The 17,167-nt window shown below is 48.6% G+C and carries 18 protein-coding genes; 6 read left to right on the top strand and 12 right to left on the bottom strand.

Annotation, left to right across the window (positions count from 1 at the left end):
• Positions 1–177 precede the first annotated feature (177 nt).
• The 10 genes from ACQY33_RS02915 to thrS form a co-directional block, all read right to left on the bottom strand.
• Complete coding sequence (locus ACQY33_RS02915) at positions 178–1,512, bottom strand: MFS transporter (protein WP_428073764.1); 1,335 nt, start codon at positions 1,510–1,512, stop codon at positions 178–180.
• 286 nt (positions 1,513–1,798) lie between these two features.
• Positions 1,799–2,728: a thioredoxin-disulfide reductase gene (trxB, locus tag ACQY33_RS02910; protein WP_428073762.1), complete on the bottom strand. Its 930-nt coding sequence runs from the start codon at positions 2,726–2,728 to the stop codon at positions 1,799–1,801.
• Positions 2,725–3,279 carry a Maf family protein gene (locus tag ACQY33_RS02905; protein ID WP_428073760.1) on the bottom strand — a complete coding sequence of 185 codons (555 nt, stop codon included), beginning with the start codon at positions 3,277–3,279 and terminating at the stop codon, positions 2,725–2,727. Before ACQY33_RS02905 ends, trxB begins: the two co-directional genes overlap by 4 nt.
• 1 nt (position 3,280) lies before the next feature.
• The gene (locus ACQY33_RS02900) at positions 3,281–3,499 is read right to left on the bottom strand and encodes a hypothetical protein (protein ID WP_428073758.1); all 219 of its coding nucleotides are present in this window, start codon (positions 3,497–3,499) and stop codon (positions 3,281–3,283) included.
• Positions 3,500–3,520: 21 nt separating this feature from the next.
• Positions 3,521–4,765, bottom strand: a complete 1,245-nt coding sequence (locus ACQY33_RS02895; RefSeq protein WP_428073756.1) for an MDR family MFS transporter — start codon at positions 4,763–4,765, stop codon at positions 3,521–3,523.
• A gap of 97 nt (positions 4,766–4,862) precedes the next feature.
• Positions 4,863–5,342: a type IV pilin protein gene (locus tag ACQY33_RS02890; protein WP_428073754.1), complete on the bottom strand. Its 480-nt coding sequence runs from the start codon at positions 5,340–5,342 to the stop codon at positions 4,863–4,865.
• A 112-nt stretch (positions 5,343–5,454) separates the two neighbouring features.
• Complete coding sequence (locus ACQY33_RS02885) at positions 5,455–5,721, bottom strand: DUF167 domain-containing protein (RefSeq protein WP_428073752.1); 267 nt, start codon at positions 5,719–5,721, stop codon at positions 5,455–5,457.
• Positions 5,718–6,422 carry a YggS family pyridoxal phosphate-dependent enzyme gene (locus ACQY33_RS02880; protein WP_428073750.1) on the bottom strand — a complete coding sequence of 235 codons (705 nt, stop codon included), beginning with the start codon at positions 6,420–6,422 and terminating at the stop codon, positions 5,718–5,720. The genes ACQY33_RS02885 and ACQY33_RS02880 overlap by 4 nt, the downstream gene beginning before the upstream one ends.
• Positions 6,423–6,580: 158 nt before the next feature.
• Entirely contained in the window at positions 6,581–7,117 is a 537-nt protein-coding gene (locus tag ACQY33_RS02875) for a pilin (protein ID WP_428073748.1), read from the bottom strand.
• A gap of 87 nt (positions 7,118–7,204) precedes the next feature.
• On the bottom strand, positions 7,205–8,956 hold the full coding sequence (gene thrS, locus ACQY33_RS02870) for a threonine--tRNA ligase (protein WP_428073746.1): 1,752 nt from the start codon (positions 8,954–8,956) through the stop codon (positions 7,205–7,207).
• A gap of 103 nt (positions 8,957–9,059) precedes the next feature.
• Here thrS and ACQY33_RS02865 point away from each other — a divergent pair, with 103 nt between their 5' ends.
• The 6 genes from ACQY33_RS02865 to ACQY33_RS02840 all read left to right on the top strand — a co-directional run bounded on the left by ACQY33_RS02865 (position 9,060) and on the right by ACQY33_RS02840 (position 15,069).
• Entirely contained in the window at positions 9,060–10,790 is a 1,731-nt protein-coding gene (locus tag ACQY33_RS02865) for an LTA synthase family protein (RefSeq protein WP_428073744.1), read from the top strand.
• A 77-nt stretch (positions 10,791–10,867) separates the two neighbouring features.
• Entirely contained in the window at positions 10,868–11,185 is a 318-nt protein-coding gene (yajC, locus tag ACQY33_RS02860; RefSeq protein ID WP_428073742.1) for a preprotein translocase subunit YajC, read from the top strand.
• Positions 11,185–12,600, top strand: a complete 1,416-nt coding sequence (secD, locus tag ACQY33_RS02855) for a protein translocase subunit SecD (RefSeq protein ID WP_428073740.1) — start codon at positions 11,185–11,187, stop codon at positions 12,598–12,600. Before yajC ends, secD begins: the two co-directional genes overlap by 1 nt.
• A complete protein-coding gene (gene secF / locus ACQY33_RS02850) occupies positions 12,597–13,625 on the top strand; it encodes a protein translocase subunit SecF (protein ID WP_428073738.1) in 1,029 nt (342 codons plus the stop codon). The genes secD and secF overlap by 4 nt, the downstream gene beginning before the upstream one ends.
• Positions 13,626–13,726: 101 nt before the next feature.
• A complete protein-coding gene (locus ACQY33_RS02845; protein WP_428073736.1) occupies positions 13,727–14,359 on the top strand; it encodes a hypothetical protein in 633 nt (210 codons plus the stop codon).
• Between the two features lie 2 nt (positions 14,360–14,361).
• Positions 14,362–15,069 (top strand): lysophospholipid acyltransferase family protein, encoded by a 708-nt coding sequence (locus ACQY33_RS02840; protein ID WP_428073734.1) that lies wholly within the window; start codon positions 14,362–14,364, stop codon positions 15,067–15,069.
• Between the two features lie 80 nt (positions 15,070–15,149).
• Here ACQY33_RS02840 and ACQY33_RS02835 read toward each other — a convergent pair whose 3' ends face one another.
• On the bottom strand, positions 15,150–15,782 hold the full coding sequence (locus ACQY33_RS02835; RefSeq protein ID WP_428073732.1) for a hypothetical protein: 633 nt from the start codon (positions 15,780–15,782) through the stop codon (positions 15,150–15,152).
• Positions 15,783–16,077: 295 nt separating this feature from the next.
• Positions 16,078–17,167 (bottom strand): hypothetical protein (locus ACQY33_RS02830; protein ID WP_428073730.1); only part of this gene is annotated, 1,090 nt, incomplete at its 5' end.

Below are 17,167 nucleotides of genomic sequence, written 5' to 3'. Positions count from 1 at the left end.
GCAATGACCTCCTTTTGTTAAATTGCCTGCGGACACAGGCAATTTATTATACAAAAGGAGTTTTTTTATCTTCCTTACCGGTGAAACCTTTACCGAACCCCCAGCCTAGCTGGGGGTTTTCACAACATACAAAAACCCCCGGCCATAAGACCGGGGGGTTTAAAAAAATACGGTTAGTTATTTTTTGCAGCTAGCGCAGGAAGCTTCTTTCTTCCAGGTGAGGGCCACAAAGAACATGGCAATTACGCAGCAAATGCCGCAGGTTAAATAAATACCATACCAGCCCCAGTTGTGCAAAATAACGCCGCCGCCCCAACCGGAGAGGAAGGCGCCTAAATAACCAAACATACCGGTAAAACCGCAAGCAGCGGAAACGGATTCCTGCACGGTAATGCGGGAAGTCTGCACACCGCCCACCAAGTTTTGGGGGCCGTCCACAAAGAAACCTACCGCAGCCAAGAAGAAAGCCGTCAGCCAGTAGCTGCCCGTGCCGGTAAAGTGATAAGCACCCCACAAGCTGAAAATCAGCAAGGTCAAGAAACCAATGTTGACGGGCGTGCAGCGGCCGTTAAAGAAGCGGTCCGCCATCCAGCCGGAGGAAATACCGCCCAAGGTGCCGATAAGCGGCATAATGGTGAGCAAGCCGGCGGAAGTAGCTTCTTCGATACCGCGGTCCACCATAAACTTGGCGCTCCAGTCCAGCGTGGCGAAGCGGATGAAGTAAATGAAAATATACGCAATAGCCAAAGACCACAAGAACGGGTTGGCAAACACGTATTTCTTTAAAATCTGCCAGGTGGAAAGACCGCTTTCTTTCTTAACCGGCAGTACGTCGTTCATATAATCTTCGATCGGGGGCAAGCCTACGGCAGCCGGTTTGTCGGTCAAGATTTTGAACATGCACAAGGAGAATATCACACCAATTAAACCCGGTACATAAAACACCATCTGCCAGGTACCGTATTTTAAACAGGCCCAGGCCAACACGCCTACGGCCGCCGTGCCTACCGTGTGGGAAGAGGACCACAGCGTCCATTTGGTGGCTCTTTCTTTAGGGGCAAACCAGTACACCAAGCCTTTGGCTACAGGCGGGAAACCGGCAGACTGAAACACACCGTTTAAACCCCAGAAAAAAGCCATTAAATAAAAAGAAGGCAAGAACGGGAAGAACAAGCTTACGATAGCGGAACCCAGCAAACCCGTAGACATAAAAGCGCGGATGTTGCATTTATCAGCCAACATACCGCTTACGAATTTACCGATACCGTACGTAACGTACAGGGTGGAACCTAAAATACCGTATTGAATAGTGGTTAAACCGCCTTCATCCATCAAAGACGGAGCCACGAAGGAAATATTTTTGCGGCAGAAATAAAAGAAGATGTATCCAAAATACATGCCGAAAAACATGCGGATACGCCAACTTTTATATAATTTTTTGATTAGTTGCTCGTCCGTAATGCGGGGAGCGTCCGGCAACGGCTTCATAAAGTTAATCAACTTTGCGAACATACATTCTCCTAATTTTGAGTGCAAAAAGATGCTCTTACTTTTACTTCCCGGCGCTGGCTTCCCGCCTGGGCGCTCCCTCGATTAGAAAGTTCCGTAAGAGTATTCTTTTATAACGGCAGATTGAAGCAAGATTTGCTTACCCCATTATTATAACAAAAAAACCTTTATATAAATAAGTTTTTATTAATATTTTTTAATTTAGTGTTTTTTTCCTCCCTGCGGGCACAAAAAAGCACCGGGCGTTTTTCTACTAAAGCCCAGTGCGTAAAACAGCTGTTTTAACCGTCTATTTGCGGTGCAAGTTCACAAAAGCCGCCGCTTCTATGCCGGCCTTGGCGCCGGAACCCGCCGCAATAATGGCCTGGCGGTAATATTTGTCTGCGCAGTCCCCGGCGGCAAAAATGCCGGGCAAGGTGGTGTGGGCGCGCTCGTCCGCCAGCACCAGCCCGTTATCGGCAAGAGCCACCAAAGAGTTTTTTAAAAATTCCGTTTGGGGAACCGCCCCCACCGCCACAAACAAACCGCTGCACGGGATTTGGCTTATCTCCCCCGTTTTGACGTTTTTTACTTTTACGCCTTCTACGCTATCCTCCCCTAAAATTTCCTCCACCACGCTGTTAAGCACCAAATTTATTTTGGGGTTTGCTTTGGCTTGATCTACGGTTACTTGGTCCGCGCGGAAAGCGTCCCGGCGGTGGATTAAATTTACCTTGGTGCAAAACTGGGCCAAGAACAAGGCGTCTTCAAACGCGGTGTTTCCTCCGCCCACAATGCACACTTCTTTGCCGCGCATAAAAAAGCCGTCGCACGTGGCACAGGCGGAAAGGCCGTGCCCTTTGTATTTGTCTTCCCCTTCCAGCCCCAGCCAGCGGGCTTTGGCCCCGGCGGCGATTACAATGGCGTGCGCCTCATACTGCGTGCCAGAGGCCATGGTAACCGTATAGGGGGATTTTTCCCCCTCTATAGAGGATACTTCGTCGGAAAGTATTTCCACTCCCAAGCGTTTGCACTGCTTGTGCATGCGGTCCATCAAATCAAAACCGCCGATAGGATCCACAAAACCGGCGTAGTTTTCAATTTCGCTGGTTTGCAAAAGCTGGCCGCCGGGCATAGCGCCCCCGGCAATAACGGTCTGCACGCCCGCGCGCACGGCATAAATAGCGGCCGAACAACCCGCCGGGCCCGCGCCGATAACCAATAATTCTATTTTATTCATAAAGCGGTAAACTCCTTGTACAATTGTTCAAAAAACTCTACCGGGAACCCCACCACGTTGGTGCGGCTGCCCACAATTTTTTCTATAAAATGGTCGTCCTTGTCCTGCACGGCGTAAGCGCCGGCCTTATCCAAATGTTTGCTGGCCATTTTTTTTAATTCTTCCTGCGGAAGCAGGCGGGCTTTGCATTTGGACACTTCCACCCCGTACAACATTTTTTTAGCGTCTAAATTCAAAATGCATACCCCGGTATAAACGGACTGCCAGGCCCCGTTAAGCAAACGCAAAATGCGCAGGGCGTCTTTTTCGTCCTTGGGTTTGCCTATCACGCGCCCTTTGCAAAAAACCAATGTGTCGGCTCCTATCACCGTAGCCCCGGGATATTTTTTGCCTACGTCAAACGCTTTTTTAACGGCTAAATCCCTCACCTTATGACCCGGACGTTTGTAAGCGGTTTTTTCCGGGCTTTGGGAAGGGATAATCTCAAACGCAAACCCCAAGCTTTTCAATAACTCAATACGCCGGGGAGATTTGGAAGCCAGTATCAGCATATTATTTTTTTACAAATTTAGACACAATCAAATAACCAAAAACCAACCCCAATACGCCGCATACGGTTACCCGAATGGCCAGGGGATGAATGCCAATAGTATACAAACGCGTTAAAGCGGAAGCCATTTCAAGCGGCAAAAAAGAGGCCAGTTTTTCCAAGCCAATCCCTAATACACCGCCCAAAACAAGCGTTAAAGCAACAAAAATAAGTCCTTTCATACTGCGAGCTCCTTTAATAATTTAGTGTAAAGTAATGGTATCTTTTTTAATAGGGACGGGGGCCGTCATTTTTCCGTCTTCCTCGTCCGTTAAACTGTAGCGCAGGCGGAAGAACCCCACCCCCGCCAATACCGCCATGGCCCCCACAATAAGCCATGGGCCGGGCAAATAATGCGGGGCCACGTAATCCCCCAGCAAACCGGCCCCAAAAAAACCTACCGCGGAACCCAAATTATAAAAAACCATCAGCATTCCCAAATACCGCCCGCGCGTCTCGCGCGAAGCAATATTGGAGGCCAGCGTCTGTTCCCCCGGGGAAACCACCATTTCCCCCAACCCGGCCAAAAACACGCCTATGGCAATAAGCAGGAAACTGTCAAAAAACCCCACCGAACCAAACCCCGCCGCATACAACAGACACCCAATCAGCATGCCAGTGGAAAGCCGCACTTTGGCCGCCAACTTGCTGGCCCAGTACTGCAAGAACACTATCACCAGCCCGTTTATGGTAAAAAACCAGCCTATATAATATTCCGGCATGTGTAAATAGCGGTTACAGTGGATAGACAGCCCCACCACCAGCTGAGAGTTTACCGCCGTTATCAATACCACGTAAAAGCAAATTTTCGCAAGGCGCGTATCTTTTAAAGAAAGCAGCGTGGACACAAAACTGGGTTTGCGGGATTTGCACGGCACGTGATTATCCTGCACCAGCCGACTTAAATAGAGGATGCTTACCGCGTACAATAAACCCGTAAAATAAAAAGCCATACTGTAAGAATAACGCACCAAAAAACCGCCCACCGCCGGCCCCAACGCCCAGCCGATATTTAAGCCTATACGGATAATGCCAAAAGCCTGCACGCGCTCCTGCGGGGAAGTATTATCCGTTACCCACGCGTTGGAAGCCGGACGGAAAAACGCCCCCAAAAACGTGGTTAAAAAATAACACAACAGCATCCAGCCTACTTGGACTTTAAACTCAATACACAACCCCAGCCCCAGCATGGCCACAATTTGGTTAAACAGCCCCCACATCATCACGGTTTTACGGCCAAAAACGTCCGCCAGTTCCCCGCTGATTGCGCTGGATACGCAACGCGAGAGCCCCGCCAGCGCAATAACCAGCCCCGCCATACTGGCGGACAGCCCGCGCTGGGATATCAGATAAATGGTAAAAAAAGGAAGGGACAGGCCGTATCCAAATAAAAGCAGGCCGTTGGCTACGGCCACGATAATCATGCCGCGCCGGGTTTGGTTTTTCATATATATATTATAGTAAATAGCCGGGTTTATATGTTCTGTGGCAAAATAAAAAAGGCGCCCGAAGAGCGCCTTTTTCAAAGAGAGCGGACGCAAAAAATTATTCTACCACCGCGCCTATCATATAATACTTTCCGGCGGCCATGGTTGGATCTTCCGGCCCCAGCGATTTGCAAATGCCCGTAGCCATGGTGGTATCGCCCGTCATGTTATTTGTCTGGCACCAATGTTTGCCCAAATAATTGTCTTGTGCGTCAGCCGTTTTTTGGGATAAATGAAACTCAATAGTCGGATACCCTTGGCGCAAAGGATGGGCAAAACAAGTGCGCGTACTGCATTCATATGAAAAATACCGCCCGGGTTTTACTTGAATATCCAACTCAGCCAAATTGGCGGTATATCTATCATACGCCATATAATACATTTCCTGCGCGTCCGTAATGGCTTTTAACGCCACCAGCGCCTCCGTTACGTGCGCTTTGGCAACGGCGCGCTCATATTGCGGCAAAGCGACAGAACCCAAAATACCAATAATCACCACCACTACCAACAGTTCAATTAAAGTGAAACCTTTATTCATTTTTTCCTCCCCAAACAAGTTATTCATATTTTAGCCTATATACAGGCAAAATTCAAATAATTTACACATAAAAAAAGCAAGCCGAAGCTTGCTTTTTAAAATAAAATAAAACCTACGGAATAGAATCCATAATCTTGCGAAGTTCTTCTTCGCTTTTATCCCGCACTTCCACCGTTTTTTCTTTTCCTTTGGCCCCTTTCACGATGATAATGCTTTCGTCTTTAACGGCAAAGAAATCCGCCAGGAAGGATTTCATAATAGCGTTTGCGGCGTCATCATCCACTTTTTTGTTTTTAATTTTCATACGAAGCACGCTGCCTATGCGGCTGACGACTTCATTATTTCCCGCCGTGGGGATAACACGAACCTTTATAATCATAAATCCTCCAAATTCCTGGCAAAAATATCACTTCCAACGCGCGGCAGAGTGGAACCCTCTTCCACCGCTACGGCAAAATCTGCGCTCATACCCAAAGACAGCCATCTCTCTTTTAGAGGGAAATCTTCCTCAAAAGCCCGGCGCACCGCGCGAAACAGGCCTCTTAGTTCCTGCGGGTCTTGCACCTGCGGGGCAATTGCCATATACCCGCACACCGTTAACCCGGGCAAAGAAGCTATCTGTTTGGCTAACTCGCGCGCCTGCGCAAGAGGCAGGCCGGACTGGGTATCTTTATCCGTCAGCTTTACCTGCACCAATACACGCAAGTTTTTCCCTTTCTTTACAGAGCAGCGGCTTAACGTTTCAGCTAAAGAGAGGCTGTCTACAGAATCTATAAAGTCAAATAACTCAACCGCTTTGGCGGCTTTATTTTTTTGCAAATGCCCGATAAAATGTTTCTGTACCGGATATTTTGCAAAAATGGGGTTCGTCCAGCGCAGACAGGCCTGCTGCACGCGGGATTCCCCTATATGCCGCAAACGTCCTGCGGCAAGCAGCGCCAAAACATCTTTATCTTGGGCATATTTGGTAACAGCCATTAAAGATACCGCTTCCCGAGGGAGAGCGGCTTTTTGGCTGGCCAGAGAAATTATTTTTTCTACCCGGTCTAAATTATCCGTTAAAATTTTTTCTCTGCACATAAAAAACCCTTGACATATTATATCAAAATTTACTTTAATCAACAAATTTTATTAATCTGAAAGAACTATATTTTCTCCTAAACAAAGCCCCGGCTTTAACGCCGGGGCTTTATTGTTTTACAAATAAAAAATCCCTCTCTAAAAGAGGGATTTATAAATTACATGCCGTATACGTCCCAAGATTTTAAATAAGAAGCCGAACCGGTAGGGGCCGATTTGCCGCTCAAACTTTTACATACGTTTTCCGCGCGGCGGTTATTCGCCTCCGCCCAGCATTCGCGCTTACCGGCAACCCCCGCCACTTCATTGGGAGGAATGTTTAAAAACACTCTATACCCCACTTCCGCCGTGTTTTTTGTGGGAACCAGCACCAACACATCCGCCCTGGTTCCGTTGCCCACCACGCCGGAAGTAAGCAAATCAATAAACATATTGGGACAAACCACCATGCCTGTAGTGTCCGTACCGCAGTTAGCGGGAGGGTTAATGGCTAAGTCTTTGGTGGAATCGGTTACGGTACGGTTTTCGGCATAGTCCATCTCCGCCCCCAATTTAATGGCCGTAGCCACCGGGATAGCCGCCCCCAAGCGGGATTTTAACAAAGCTGTCTGATACTGCGGCAGAGCGACAACAGACAAAATACCTATAATGAAAACAACCACCATGAGTTCAATTAAGGTAAAACCCTTGTTCATATATTCTCCTTTCGTCGTAAAATATATTTACTAGTATAATAAAAAACGCTCCGGTTTTCCAGCCCGGAGCGTTTTGTAAACTTATTCCTACGCCAATAAATTAACCAAACTGTGCGTTTGCACTTCTTCTTTCATTTTGGCTATTACGTCATCTACTGGCAAGGCCTCCAAGTTTTTACCGTCTTTTAAGCGTACGGTTAACGTGCCGTTTTGAGCCTCTTTGGCCCCCACTATGCCCGTGTAGGCAATGCGTTCCAGGTGGGCCTCGCGGATTTTAAGGCCCAGCTTTTCGGGGCGGGAGTCCACTTCCACGCGCAGGCCGGCCGCACGCATTTTGGCGGCAATTGCCTGGGCGGCGGGAATTTGCGCGTCCGTCAGCGTCAGCAGTTTCATTTGTACCGGGGCCAGCCACAGCGGGAACCACCCGGCGTAATGTTCAATAATTACCCCGATAAAACGCTCTATGCTGCCAAACATGGCGCGGTGCACCATGATGGGGCGTTCACGCCCGGTGGAGGAAACATACTCCAAGTTAAATCGCTGGGGCAGGTTAAAGTCAAACTGAATGGTGGAAAGCTGCCACAAGCGGCCAATGGCGTCCATTACCTTAATATCAATTTTAGGCCCGTAGAAAGCCGCTTCCCCCGCGTGGGTGGTGTAAGGGATTTGGTTGCTTTCCAATACGTGTTTAAGGGCGTTTTCGGCCCGGTCCCAGTCTTTTACGTCGCCGGTGAAATGTTCCGGGTGTTCAGGGTCGCGGGTGGAAAGCTCCACGGAGAATTTCTCAAAACCAAATGTTTTAAAAATATGCATGGCAAATTCAAAACATTGTTTTACCTCGTCTTCCACCTGTTCGGGCGTGCAGAAAATGTGCGCGTCGTCCTGCGTAAAACCGCGCACGCGCAAAAGCCCGTGCAGCGCGCCGGAACGTTCATAGCGGTACACGGTGCCCAATTCGGAAAAGCGAAGCGGCAAATCCCGGTAGCTGCGCAGGTGGGAACGGTAAATCTCCACATGGAAGGGGCAGTTCATAGGTTTAATTTGGTACTTTTCACCGTCCACTTCCATCGGGTGGAACATGCTTTCGGAATAAAAACCCGCATGCCCGCTTACCTCAAACAAATGCAAACGAGCGATATGGGGGCTTACCACCAAATCATAACCGCGCTTTAGGTTTTCGTCCTTAATCCAATCTTCCAAAATACGGCGCAGCATACCGCCTTTGGGCTGGAATAAAATAAGCCCCGGGCCTACATTATCGTTAATGGTAAACAAACCCAGTTCCGGGCCCAGTTTGCGGTGGTCGCGCTTAGCGGCCTCTTCCTGTTGTTTTACGTAAGCGCTCAGCGCGTCTTTGTTTTCAAAGCATAAGCCGTAAATGCGCTGGAGCATGGGGCGTTTTTCGTCCCCGCGCCAATAAGCGCCGGCAATAGTGGAAAGTTTAAAATTGGTGATTTTGCCCGTATGTTCCAAATGCGGGCCGCGGCACAAGTCCGCATAATCCCCGTTTACGTAGACGGTGATGGTGCCGTCTTCCAGTTCTTCCAAAAGCTCCAATTTATACGTTTCACCGCGTTTGGTGAAAAATTCCTTCGCCTCCGCCTTGGACATTTCTTTACGTTCAAACGGCTGGCGGGACTTGATGATTTCTTTCATCTTGGTTTCAATTTTTTTCAGGTCTTCGGGAGTGAATTGGGCCGGGCAGTCAAAATCATAATAAAAGCCATTGTCTATGGCGGGGCCGATACCCAATTTCGTACCGGGGAACAACTGCTGTACAGCTTGCGCCATTACGTGTGCGCACGAATGACGCATGGTTTCTAATTCTTGTTTTTCCATGTTCGTTTTACTTTGCTCCTGCCGGCCACAAAGACCGGGCCAGGCGGCAAAGCCTCACAATAAGATATAATATTATATCAAATGTAACAGGGGCCGTACTTCCATGCAGAAGTTAAAACAACATTTTATTTCTTCTTTTAAAAACGATTGTAAATTCCTGCTTATCTTATCCGTTCCCGCGCTGGCTTTGTGCCTGTTTGGTCTGCACCAGCTGGGAACGCTCACCCCCGGCACCGCCGCCGCGGCATTAGGCGCAAAACTATTTTGCGAGTTTTTGTTTTTAGGCGCATTACTCTCCGTCTGCCAGCTTATCGGCATAAAAAACCGGTGGTTTATGGCGGGGCTTTCTTTTTTATATTATTTGTCCTTAACGGCGGATATGGTGCTTTTATGGTATTTTAAAGAACGCTTTGGCGCCAAATACCTGCAAACCATGGAAGGAGGCGACTACGCCTTCTTAACCGATTGGAGAGTAATTACCTATTTCCTTTTGTTGGTGGCGTTTTGTATTTTTTCTTCCCGCGGGTTTGTACCCGCCAAACGCCTGGTGGCCGCCAGACGGCTGGTCTATTGCGCGGCCGGGCTGTTTGTGCTGTGGATCAGCAACCCGTTGGCGCTGCTTCCGTCCCCGCAGGATTTTTATGCCAAATACCTGCTTGCCCCCTCCCCGGTATACACCGTGCGCGCCGTTTTGGCTAAACAGCTGCCCGCCCATATAGGAAAACCCTCCCCCCAAGCGCAGCAACTGGCCAAACAATATAATATATGGAACGCCAAAAACACGGGCATAGGCAAAAACTATAAACGGGTGATATTAATAGCGGCGGAGTCTTTTTCCGTTAAATACCTGCACCGCTTTAACCCCAAAATTCCACCCCAGGCCAGCCAAGAGATTGACCAACTGTTTGAAACCTACCCCGCCACGGCGTTAAAGCATGTTACGCTTTCCACTTTATATGGGCTGTCCGTCATTTTTACGTCCCACCCGTTTGTAAAACTGGCGTATGAGAACGGATATCCCACCTCTTTTGTGCGCATGCTCAAAGACCGGGGCTACCGCACCGCTTTTTTGCGCGGCGCCAATGAAAAATATATGGACGAAAACCTGCTTTTTGAACAGGCCGGGTTTCAGGAAGTAATCGGCAGCAATTTTTTTGAAACCCGCCCGGACTACGCCCCCTTTATAGACTGGTGGGGTTTGCTGGACCGCAAACTTTTCCAATACGCGGCCGAATACCTGCAGGAACACAAAAACCAACCCGTATTTTTAACGCTGCTGACGGTGGATTCCCATGTTCCGCTGGGCCGCTCTGACTATTTAAATGAACCATACCAAGAAATAAACCACCCCTTTTACGACACCCCTACCATGCCCCGCGCCTTTGCCCGTTTGGGGCAGGATTTAAAGCTGTTTCTGAAAGATTTAGAAAACCGCGGGCTTTGGGATGAAGACACCCTGATTATCCTAACGGCGGACCACCCCGCCTATCCCGACACCCCCACCAACGCCCTGTTTTCCCCCCATCCGGCTAAATACGATGATTTGCCTTTTGTCATCCTTACCAAAACGCCTATTACGCAAAAAATAGACCCGGACGCCTTGGTTTCCCAGCTGGATATCGCCCCCACCTTGTTGGATTTGCTGAATATAGAGCCTCCGCAGGCGTTCTTCGGACACAGCTTATTTGCCGATGAGCCCCGCACTATTTTTGACGTAAAAGAAGATTACGTGGTGCTAACCACCGCGCAAGGGGTAAAAATAACGCCGTTAAACTCCCGCGAGAAAAAAGACAAGGCCCTTTTGGAAATGCTGACCACGTTTCCCCAGCCTTAACGCTGGGGGACGGGCCGCCGTAAATATGCTAAAATAGCAGATGTATATGTAACTTTTTATTATTCAGGAGGAAGTGAATGGAAACAACCGCAGCCGCGCAAGGCGGCGCAAATATGATTTTGTTTTTGTTTCTGTTGGCAATGGTCGTGCTGATGTTATGGTCCGGCCGGGGGCAAAAGAAACGTGAACAAGAACGCCAAGCCAAGGTGGACGCATTGCAAAAAGGGGACCAAGTCATTCTCTCCGGCGGCATTGTGGGCACCGTGGCCGGATTCAAAGATAATATGTTAGAAGTAAAAATTGCAGAAAACGTAAAACTGACAGTTTTAAAAACGGCAGTTGTTGGATTTGTAAACGAAATGCAACCCGTTAATCAACAAGGAGATGCAAAATAATGTCTAACAGACTAGCTTGGAAGTGGGGCTTCATCATTGCCATATTGTTGGGCTCCCTCTATCTGATTTACCCGAACTACAAGTGGTACTCTAAGCCGCTGGCAGAACGGGAAACGCTGGATTCTATGGGCGAGCGTCCCAAACGCATGCTCAACCTGGGTCTGGACTTAAGAGGCGGTTCCAGCCTGCTTTTGGAATTGGAAGTAGCCAAACTGGACAAAAAAGAACCCCTTAACGAAGCCATGGCCCGCGCGATTGAAATTATCCGCAACCGCATTGACCAGTACGGCCTGTCCGAAACGCAAATCACCCGCCAGGGCGATAAATGGATTATGGTACAGCTGCCCGGCGTGGCCAACCCGCAGCGCGCGGAAGAGCTCATCGGCAAAACGGCTATGTTGGAGTTCCGCATCGTAAAAGAAAATACGGACGCTTACTCCAAAGCCATAGAAAAACTGGAAGAAACCGAAACCCCGTTTGACGACAACGGCCTTTTAATTCCTTCTATTGCCGAATTACTTCCGGACGACGTGCAAATCATGCGCAATAAAGAAGGCGGCTACCTGGTGGTTACCAAAGAGGTTACCGTAACCGGCGCCGATTTGGATGACGCCCGCTTAACCATGTATGGCGAAAACGGCTACCCGGAAGTGGCTTTCAGCTTTAACGCCGAAGGCAGCAAAAAGTTTGGGAAATTGACGGGTGCCAACATCGGCAAACGCTTGGCTATTGTACTGGATAATACCGTACAATCCGCCCCCACCGTGCAAAGCCGCATCACCAAAGACGGGCGCATCTCCGGCACGTTTACCTTAGACGAAGCCAGACAGCTGACCATCGTGCTTAAAGCCGGCGCGCTGCCCGCCCCCGTAAAAATTATTGAAAAGAAAACCATCGGGCCGACTTTGGGTGAAGACTCCATCAAATCCGGCTTAACGGCTTCTTTTTACGGGTTGTTGCTTATCTTGGTCTTTATGGCTATTTACTATAAAGGCGCCGGCTTCATCGCCGATACAGCCCTTATTTTAAACCTTATTTTGTTAACCGCGGTGATGAGCTATTTCTCCGCCACGTTAACCTTGCCCGGTATCGCCGGTATTATCTTGTCTTTGGCTATGGCCATTGACGCCAACGTGCTGATTATTGAACGCATGCGCGAAGAAATCCGCCTGGGCAAACCGATATATGAAGTCATTCACCTGGGGTATGATAAGGCTTGGTCCGCTATTTTTGACTCTAACATTACCTCCATCATCGTGGCGGCGTGTTTGCTGCAATTTGGCACCGGCCCGGTAAAAGGTTTTGCCGTAACGCTGATTATCGGTCTTACGGTCAGCTTGTTCACCGCCGTGTTTGTAACGCGCGCCATTTACGAGCTAATTTTAACCTCTAACCCCAAGGAGATCAGCTTATGATGCATTTATTACCTAAAACGAATATTGATTTCCTTAAATACCGCAATGTGTATTTCGTTCTGTTCGCCTTGCTGCTTTTGGCGGGGGCCGTATGCTTTGCCACCAAAGGTTTTAACCTGGGGATAGACTTTACCGGCGGCACCATGGTACAGGTTAAGTTTGAAAAACCGATGGACATGGCCGCCATCCGCGCCGCGCTGGATGAAACGGGTGAAAACTCTTCCATACAGTCTTATGGGGAAGATACTTTCGCCATCCGTGAAAAAAGCACCTCTAACGAAGTGGGCGTAGTGCAAGGCCGCATTGAGCAAGCCTTGCAAACGCTTAACGTGCCTTTTACGGTGGAGCAAACCAACTCCGTAGGGCCGGCCGTAGGAAGCGACATGACCGAACGCGCCCTGTGGGCGATTTTGCTGTCTTTGGTGTTCATCATCATTTACGTGGCGTTTCGCTTCAGCAATATCCTGTGGGGTATTTCCGGCGTGGTGGCCTTGTTTCATGATCTGTGGGTCATGGCGCTGGCGTTTTCGCTCACCCAGCGGGAAATTGACCTGGTGGTCGTGGCGGCTTTCTTAACGGTGGCAGGTTTCTCTATTAACGACACCATCGTTATTTTTGACCGCATGCGCGAAAACATCCGCCTGCACCCCAAAATGAGCATGAGAGAGTTAATCAATCTGTCTATCAATGAAACGCTCTCCCGCACGATTATTACTTCTCTTACGGTAATATTCGCCTTGTTTATTTTGTACTTCATGGGCGGAGAAGTGTTAAACTCTTTCGCGTTTGCCATGTTAGTGGGCTGCATAAGCGGCGTGTATTCCACCATCGCGCTGAGCACGCCTTTGGTGTATGTATGGCAAAAAGGCCAGCTGTCTGACCTGGACCGCGGCTACGCCTCCCCCAAAAAAGAGGCCGCCAAAATATCCATTAAAGAACAGCGCCAAGATACGCCCGCCGAGGCTGCCGCCCCTAAAAAGACCGTAACCAAAATTAAACGGGCGCGCAAAAATAAACAAAAATAAATTCACAAACCCGCGCCCCCTCAACCGGGGCGCGGGTTTCATTGGAAAAACGGTTTTAGCAAACGTTTTTATAAAAAGCTTTTACTAAAACGGTTTTACCTATGAGAAAAATCAAACGTTTTAAAATAGCCACGCGGCAAAAAGAAATTCTGCGCAAACTGCTGCGCACGGCAGAAGACTTAAAACAAGCCGGGTTTGAAGACGAAACCGCCCTGGCCCGCTTTATTGCCGCCCTAGCGAAAGAGCTGGACCCGGGCACCGTTTACGAATTTAACCAAGACGCCCACTGGGAGTTGGACGCGGCCACCTTGGTTCCCAAAGAAATGTTCAGCGCCTGCGCCGTAACGCTTGGGGATAAAGTGGAGCGTTTTTTAGCGCAAATAGACAATCCTCAGCGGCTTATTTTGGCCAATACCGCTTTATATGAATTTTTACGCACCGCTATTTTATTTGTGACGGATTTAATCAAAGAGCAGGCCGCCAAAGAAGAATGCGATATTTTAGATATGCAGTTGGTATACGTTCCCGCGCTGGGCGTGGCGGCGGAACCGAAACTCTTTCGGGAAGCCGTAAGGCTGGATAAAGCCCTGGCGGACAAAACCCTGCCCGTATTGCTGGAAAAATTAAATTCCGCTAAAATAGACGTATCTTTGCAAGAGGGGCTGCTGACCCCTAAAGCCACCGTTGTCTTTTTAATTCCGTGGCAAAAGAAAAAGAAAAAAGGAAAAAAATAATTATGCCCGCAACCCCGGCTTATGCCCACTCCTGGAAACATTTTTTAGGTTCCACCTTGGCCTATTGTTATACGGTTTTTTTAGGGTGGACCACCCGCGTCTATTGGTTTAAAACGCCTGAGGCCCAACAAATAGAAAACGAAGGCAAAGGCCTTATTTACGCCGTATGGCACAACCAACAGTTGTTCTTGCTTTATCCGTATAAAGGGCAAAAAATAGCCCCTCTTATCAGCCAAAGCAGCGACGGGGAATACATCGCCCGGCTTCTTCCTAAATTTGGCATGTTGGCGGTAAGAGGCTCCACTTCCCGCGGCGGGGCAAGGGCCCTCATTCATTTGTTGCAAGCCGCGCGCAGCGGCTACCGCCCCATGCTCACGCCGGACGGCCCCCGCGGCCCCATTTACAAAGTACAGCCCGGTATTTTATTTTTGGCTAAAAAAACCGGCTTGCCCATTATCCCGGTGGGAACGGCACTAAGCCATAAATTCACCGTAGGCTCCTGGGACCGCATGCGCGTACCGCTTCCCTTTGGAAAAACAGCTCTCACTTACGGCAAAGCCGTGTATGTACGCAGTGAGGAAGACATGCCCCGCGCCGCCGAAGAACTGGAAAAAGAATTAAATGAAGCCACGGATAAATCAGAAATGTTTATCAATAAAAAACATTTTGATAAAACCATCCCCCCCAAGAAAAAACATTCCTCCTATTAATGTTTTTTACGCAAATATCCCGGCTAAACAGCCGGGATATTTTTTCTCTAAAATTACACATACAACCAGTCTTTAAACAATTAGTCCTCGCACACGAGATATACGTCCGTATATGTGGTGTTGCTATCAACATCCGCCCCTAATTCCAGCTCTTTCCAGGTAACGGTACCGGCGCAGGAGGGAAAGTCGTTCTCTATTTCATTAAACATATGGAATTCGTCCACCTTAGCCCCTTGGGTTTTGGACGTCACTCTCAAACTGTTTCCCGTTTCAGCCAAGCTGTTTATGTGCAAAGCGTCAAAGGAAGAGGACTTACCGCTTGGCAAGCCAATATCCAGCCAGCCGCCTTGGGTCGTCATGTCTGCTCCAACCTGTACTTTTTGGCTTACTATACGGGCATTGGAAACGGTGCTGTTTAAATCCAGCTTGCCGGAAACAACATTTAACAAACCGCTGCTTAAATCCGCTCCGGAGCCGTCTCCATATAAATACAAAGAACAGGCGCTTCCCGCTAAATTACTGCGGCCTTTGGAGACACTCATCACACACTGATTTAAACCGCCCACATCAATTACTTCATTTGCCACAACCGTATCATAAGCGGCATACGGGATGGGAAAGTATGTCACCATTTTCATGGTATTGGTGGTTTGGGCCGCATGAGTAACCAAGCCCAACAGGCAGGCTGTCAATAAAATAATTATTTTTTTCATACGCGCTTCCCCCATTATTATAAGTCTAGCCCATTTTTGACGGATTACAAGGTTTTTATCAGCGCGAAACAAAGTTAAACAAAGCAAAGCGGTAAAATTATTTATTGTGTTTAATATAAAAACCCTGGGTTTACGCCCAGGGTTTTTAGGTAAGATGTTTTTATAAACAACCCCTCAACTTAAACATTGCCGGGTTATTAAAACAGAAAACAGACAGCCCCCCGTGTCCGGGGGGCTGTTCCTCGTTGGGGTTGCCAACGGGGAGGTCTGGTATATTTATACAAAACGAACCTAGCTACCAGTTTTTAGAAACTTTACACTGCCAAACCTCATAATCGCCACATCCAACATCTTTTGTTTCCGTGAATAAACAAGCTTGGTTAACTCCCACGCTGGCAGCACAGTCTCTATTTTGTTCAACATACTCCACCACTGGAGAACTTCCGCCGGCAACATTATAACACCAACTATAACGACGGCCTTCCAATTGAGGACAATTGGGCAAATTTCCCCAATAAGAAGCGTTATAGTTAGAGGCGCGCTGGGAAAGTTCCCCTAACCAGCAAGCTTTTGGACTAATACCTGATTCTCTAGTAATAATGTCCCAATTATCTGCTTCTTCTATTGGATCTACAAACGGGCAGCACTCCGCTCTATTACTATACATAACCCTATAATCTCCACTGCGAACAACATCTCCTGCTACACAAGAACTCCAGTCTTCTTCCCATTGCCGGGTATCTGTATTACACACATAACCCAAAAAATTTGTATACCCACAGGAATCACATACTTTTCTAGTTTCTGCCGGGCGGGCAGGTTCAGGTCCACATCCGGCGTCAATACAGTCATTCGTTTCTTTATAACTGCAGGTGCTTTGGTTCCACGTGTACGTGATAGTACCTGTCTGTCCCTCCGGGCACTCTTCCGTATAGCTCTGCCCTTTTGTGGGTTGGCAGACTTCTTCTTGGCAGTTATCCGTTTTCTTGTAACTGCAGGTAGGTTCCCCCTGCCAGGTATATGTAATCGTTCCCGTCTGTCCATTCGGGCAGCTTTCCGTATACGTCTGCCCTCTGGGCGCTTGGCATTCCTGCGGCGGAGTTACTTCGCCCGTACCGTTACATACCAAGTATACGTCCGTATACGTAGTGTTTGTGTCTACATCCGCTCCTAATTCCAACTCCTGCCACGTCACCGTACCGGCACATCCGGGAAAGTCGTTGCTGATCTCGTTAAACATGTGAAAACTGTTCACCGTCGCTCCGTCTTCCTTGGACGTTACCCTAAAACTGTTCCCCGTATTGGCTATACTGCCAAGGTACAACGCGTCATAGCTGTCATTTTTACCTGCGGGTATGCCTATATCCAGCCATCCGCCCTGCGTC

This window comes from Candidatus Avelusimicrobium aviculae, from assembly GCF_949292495.1.
GTDB lineage: Bacteria > Elusimicrobiota > Elusimicrobia > Elusimicrobiales > Elusimicrobiaceae > Avelusimicrobium > Avelusimicrobium aviculae.
This window is presented reverse-complemented; position numbering and strand designations above follow the sequence as displayed.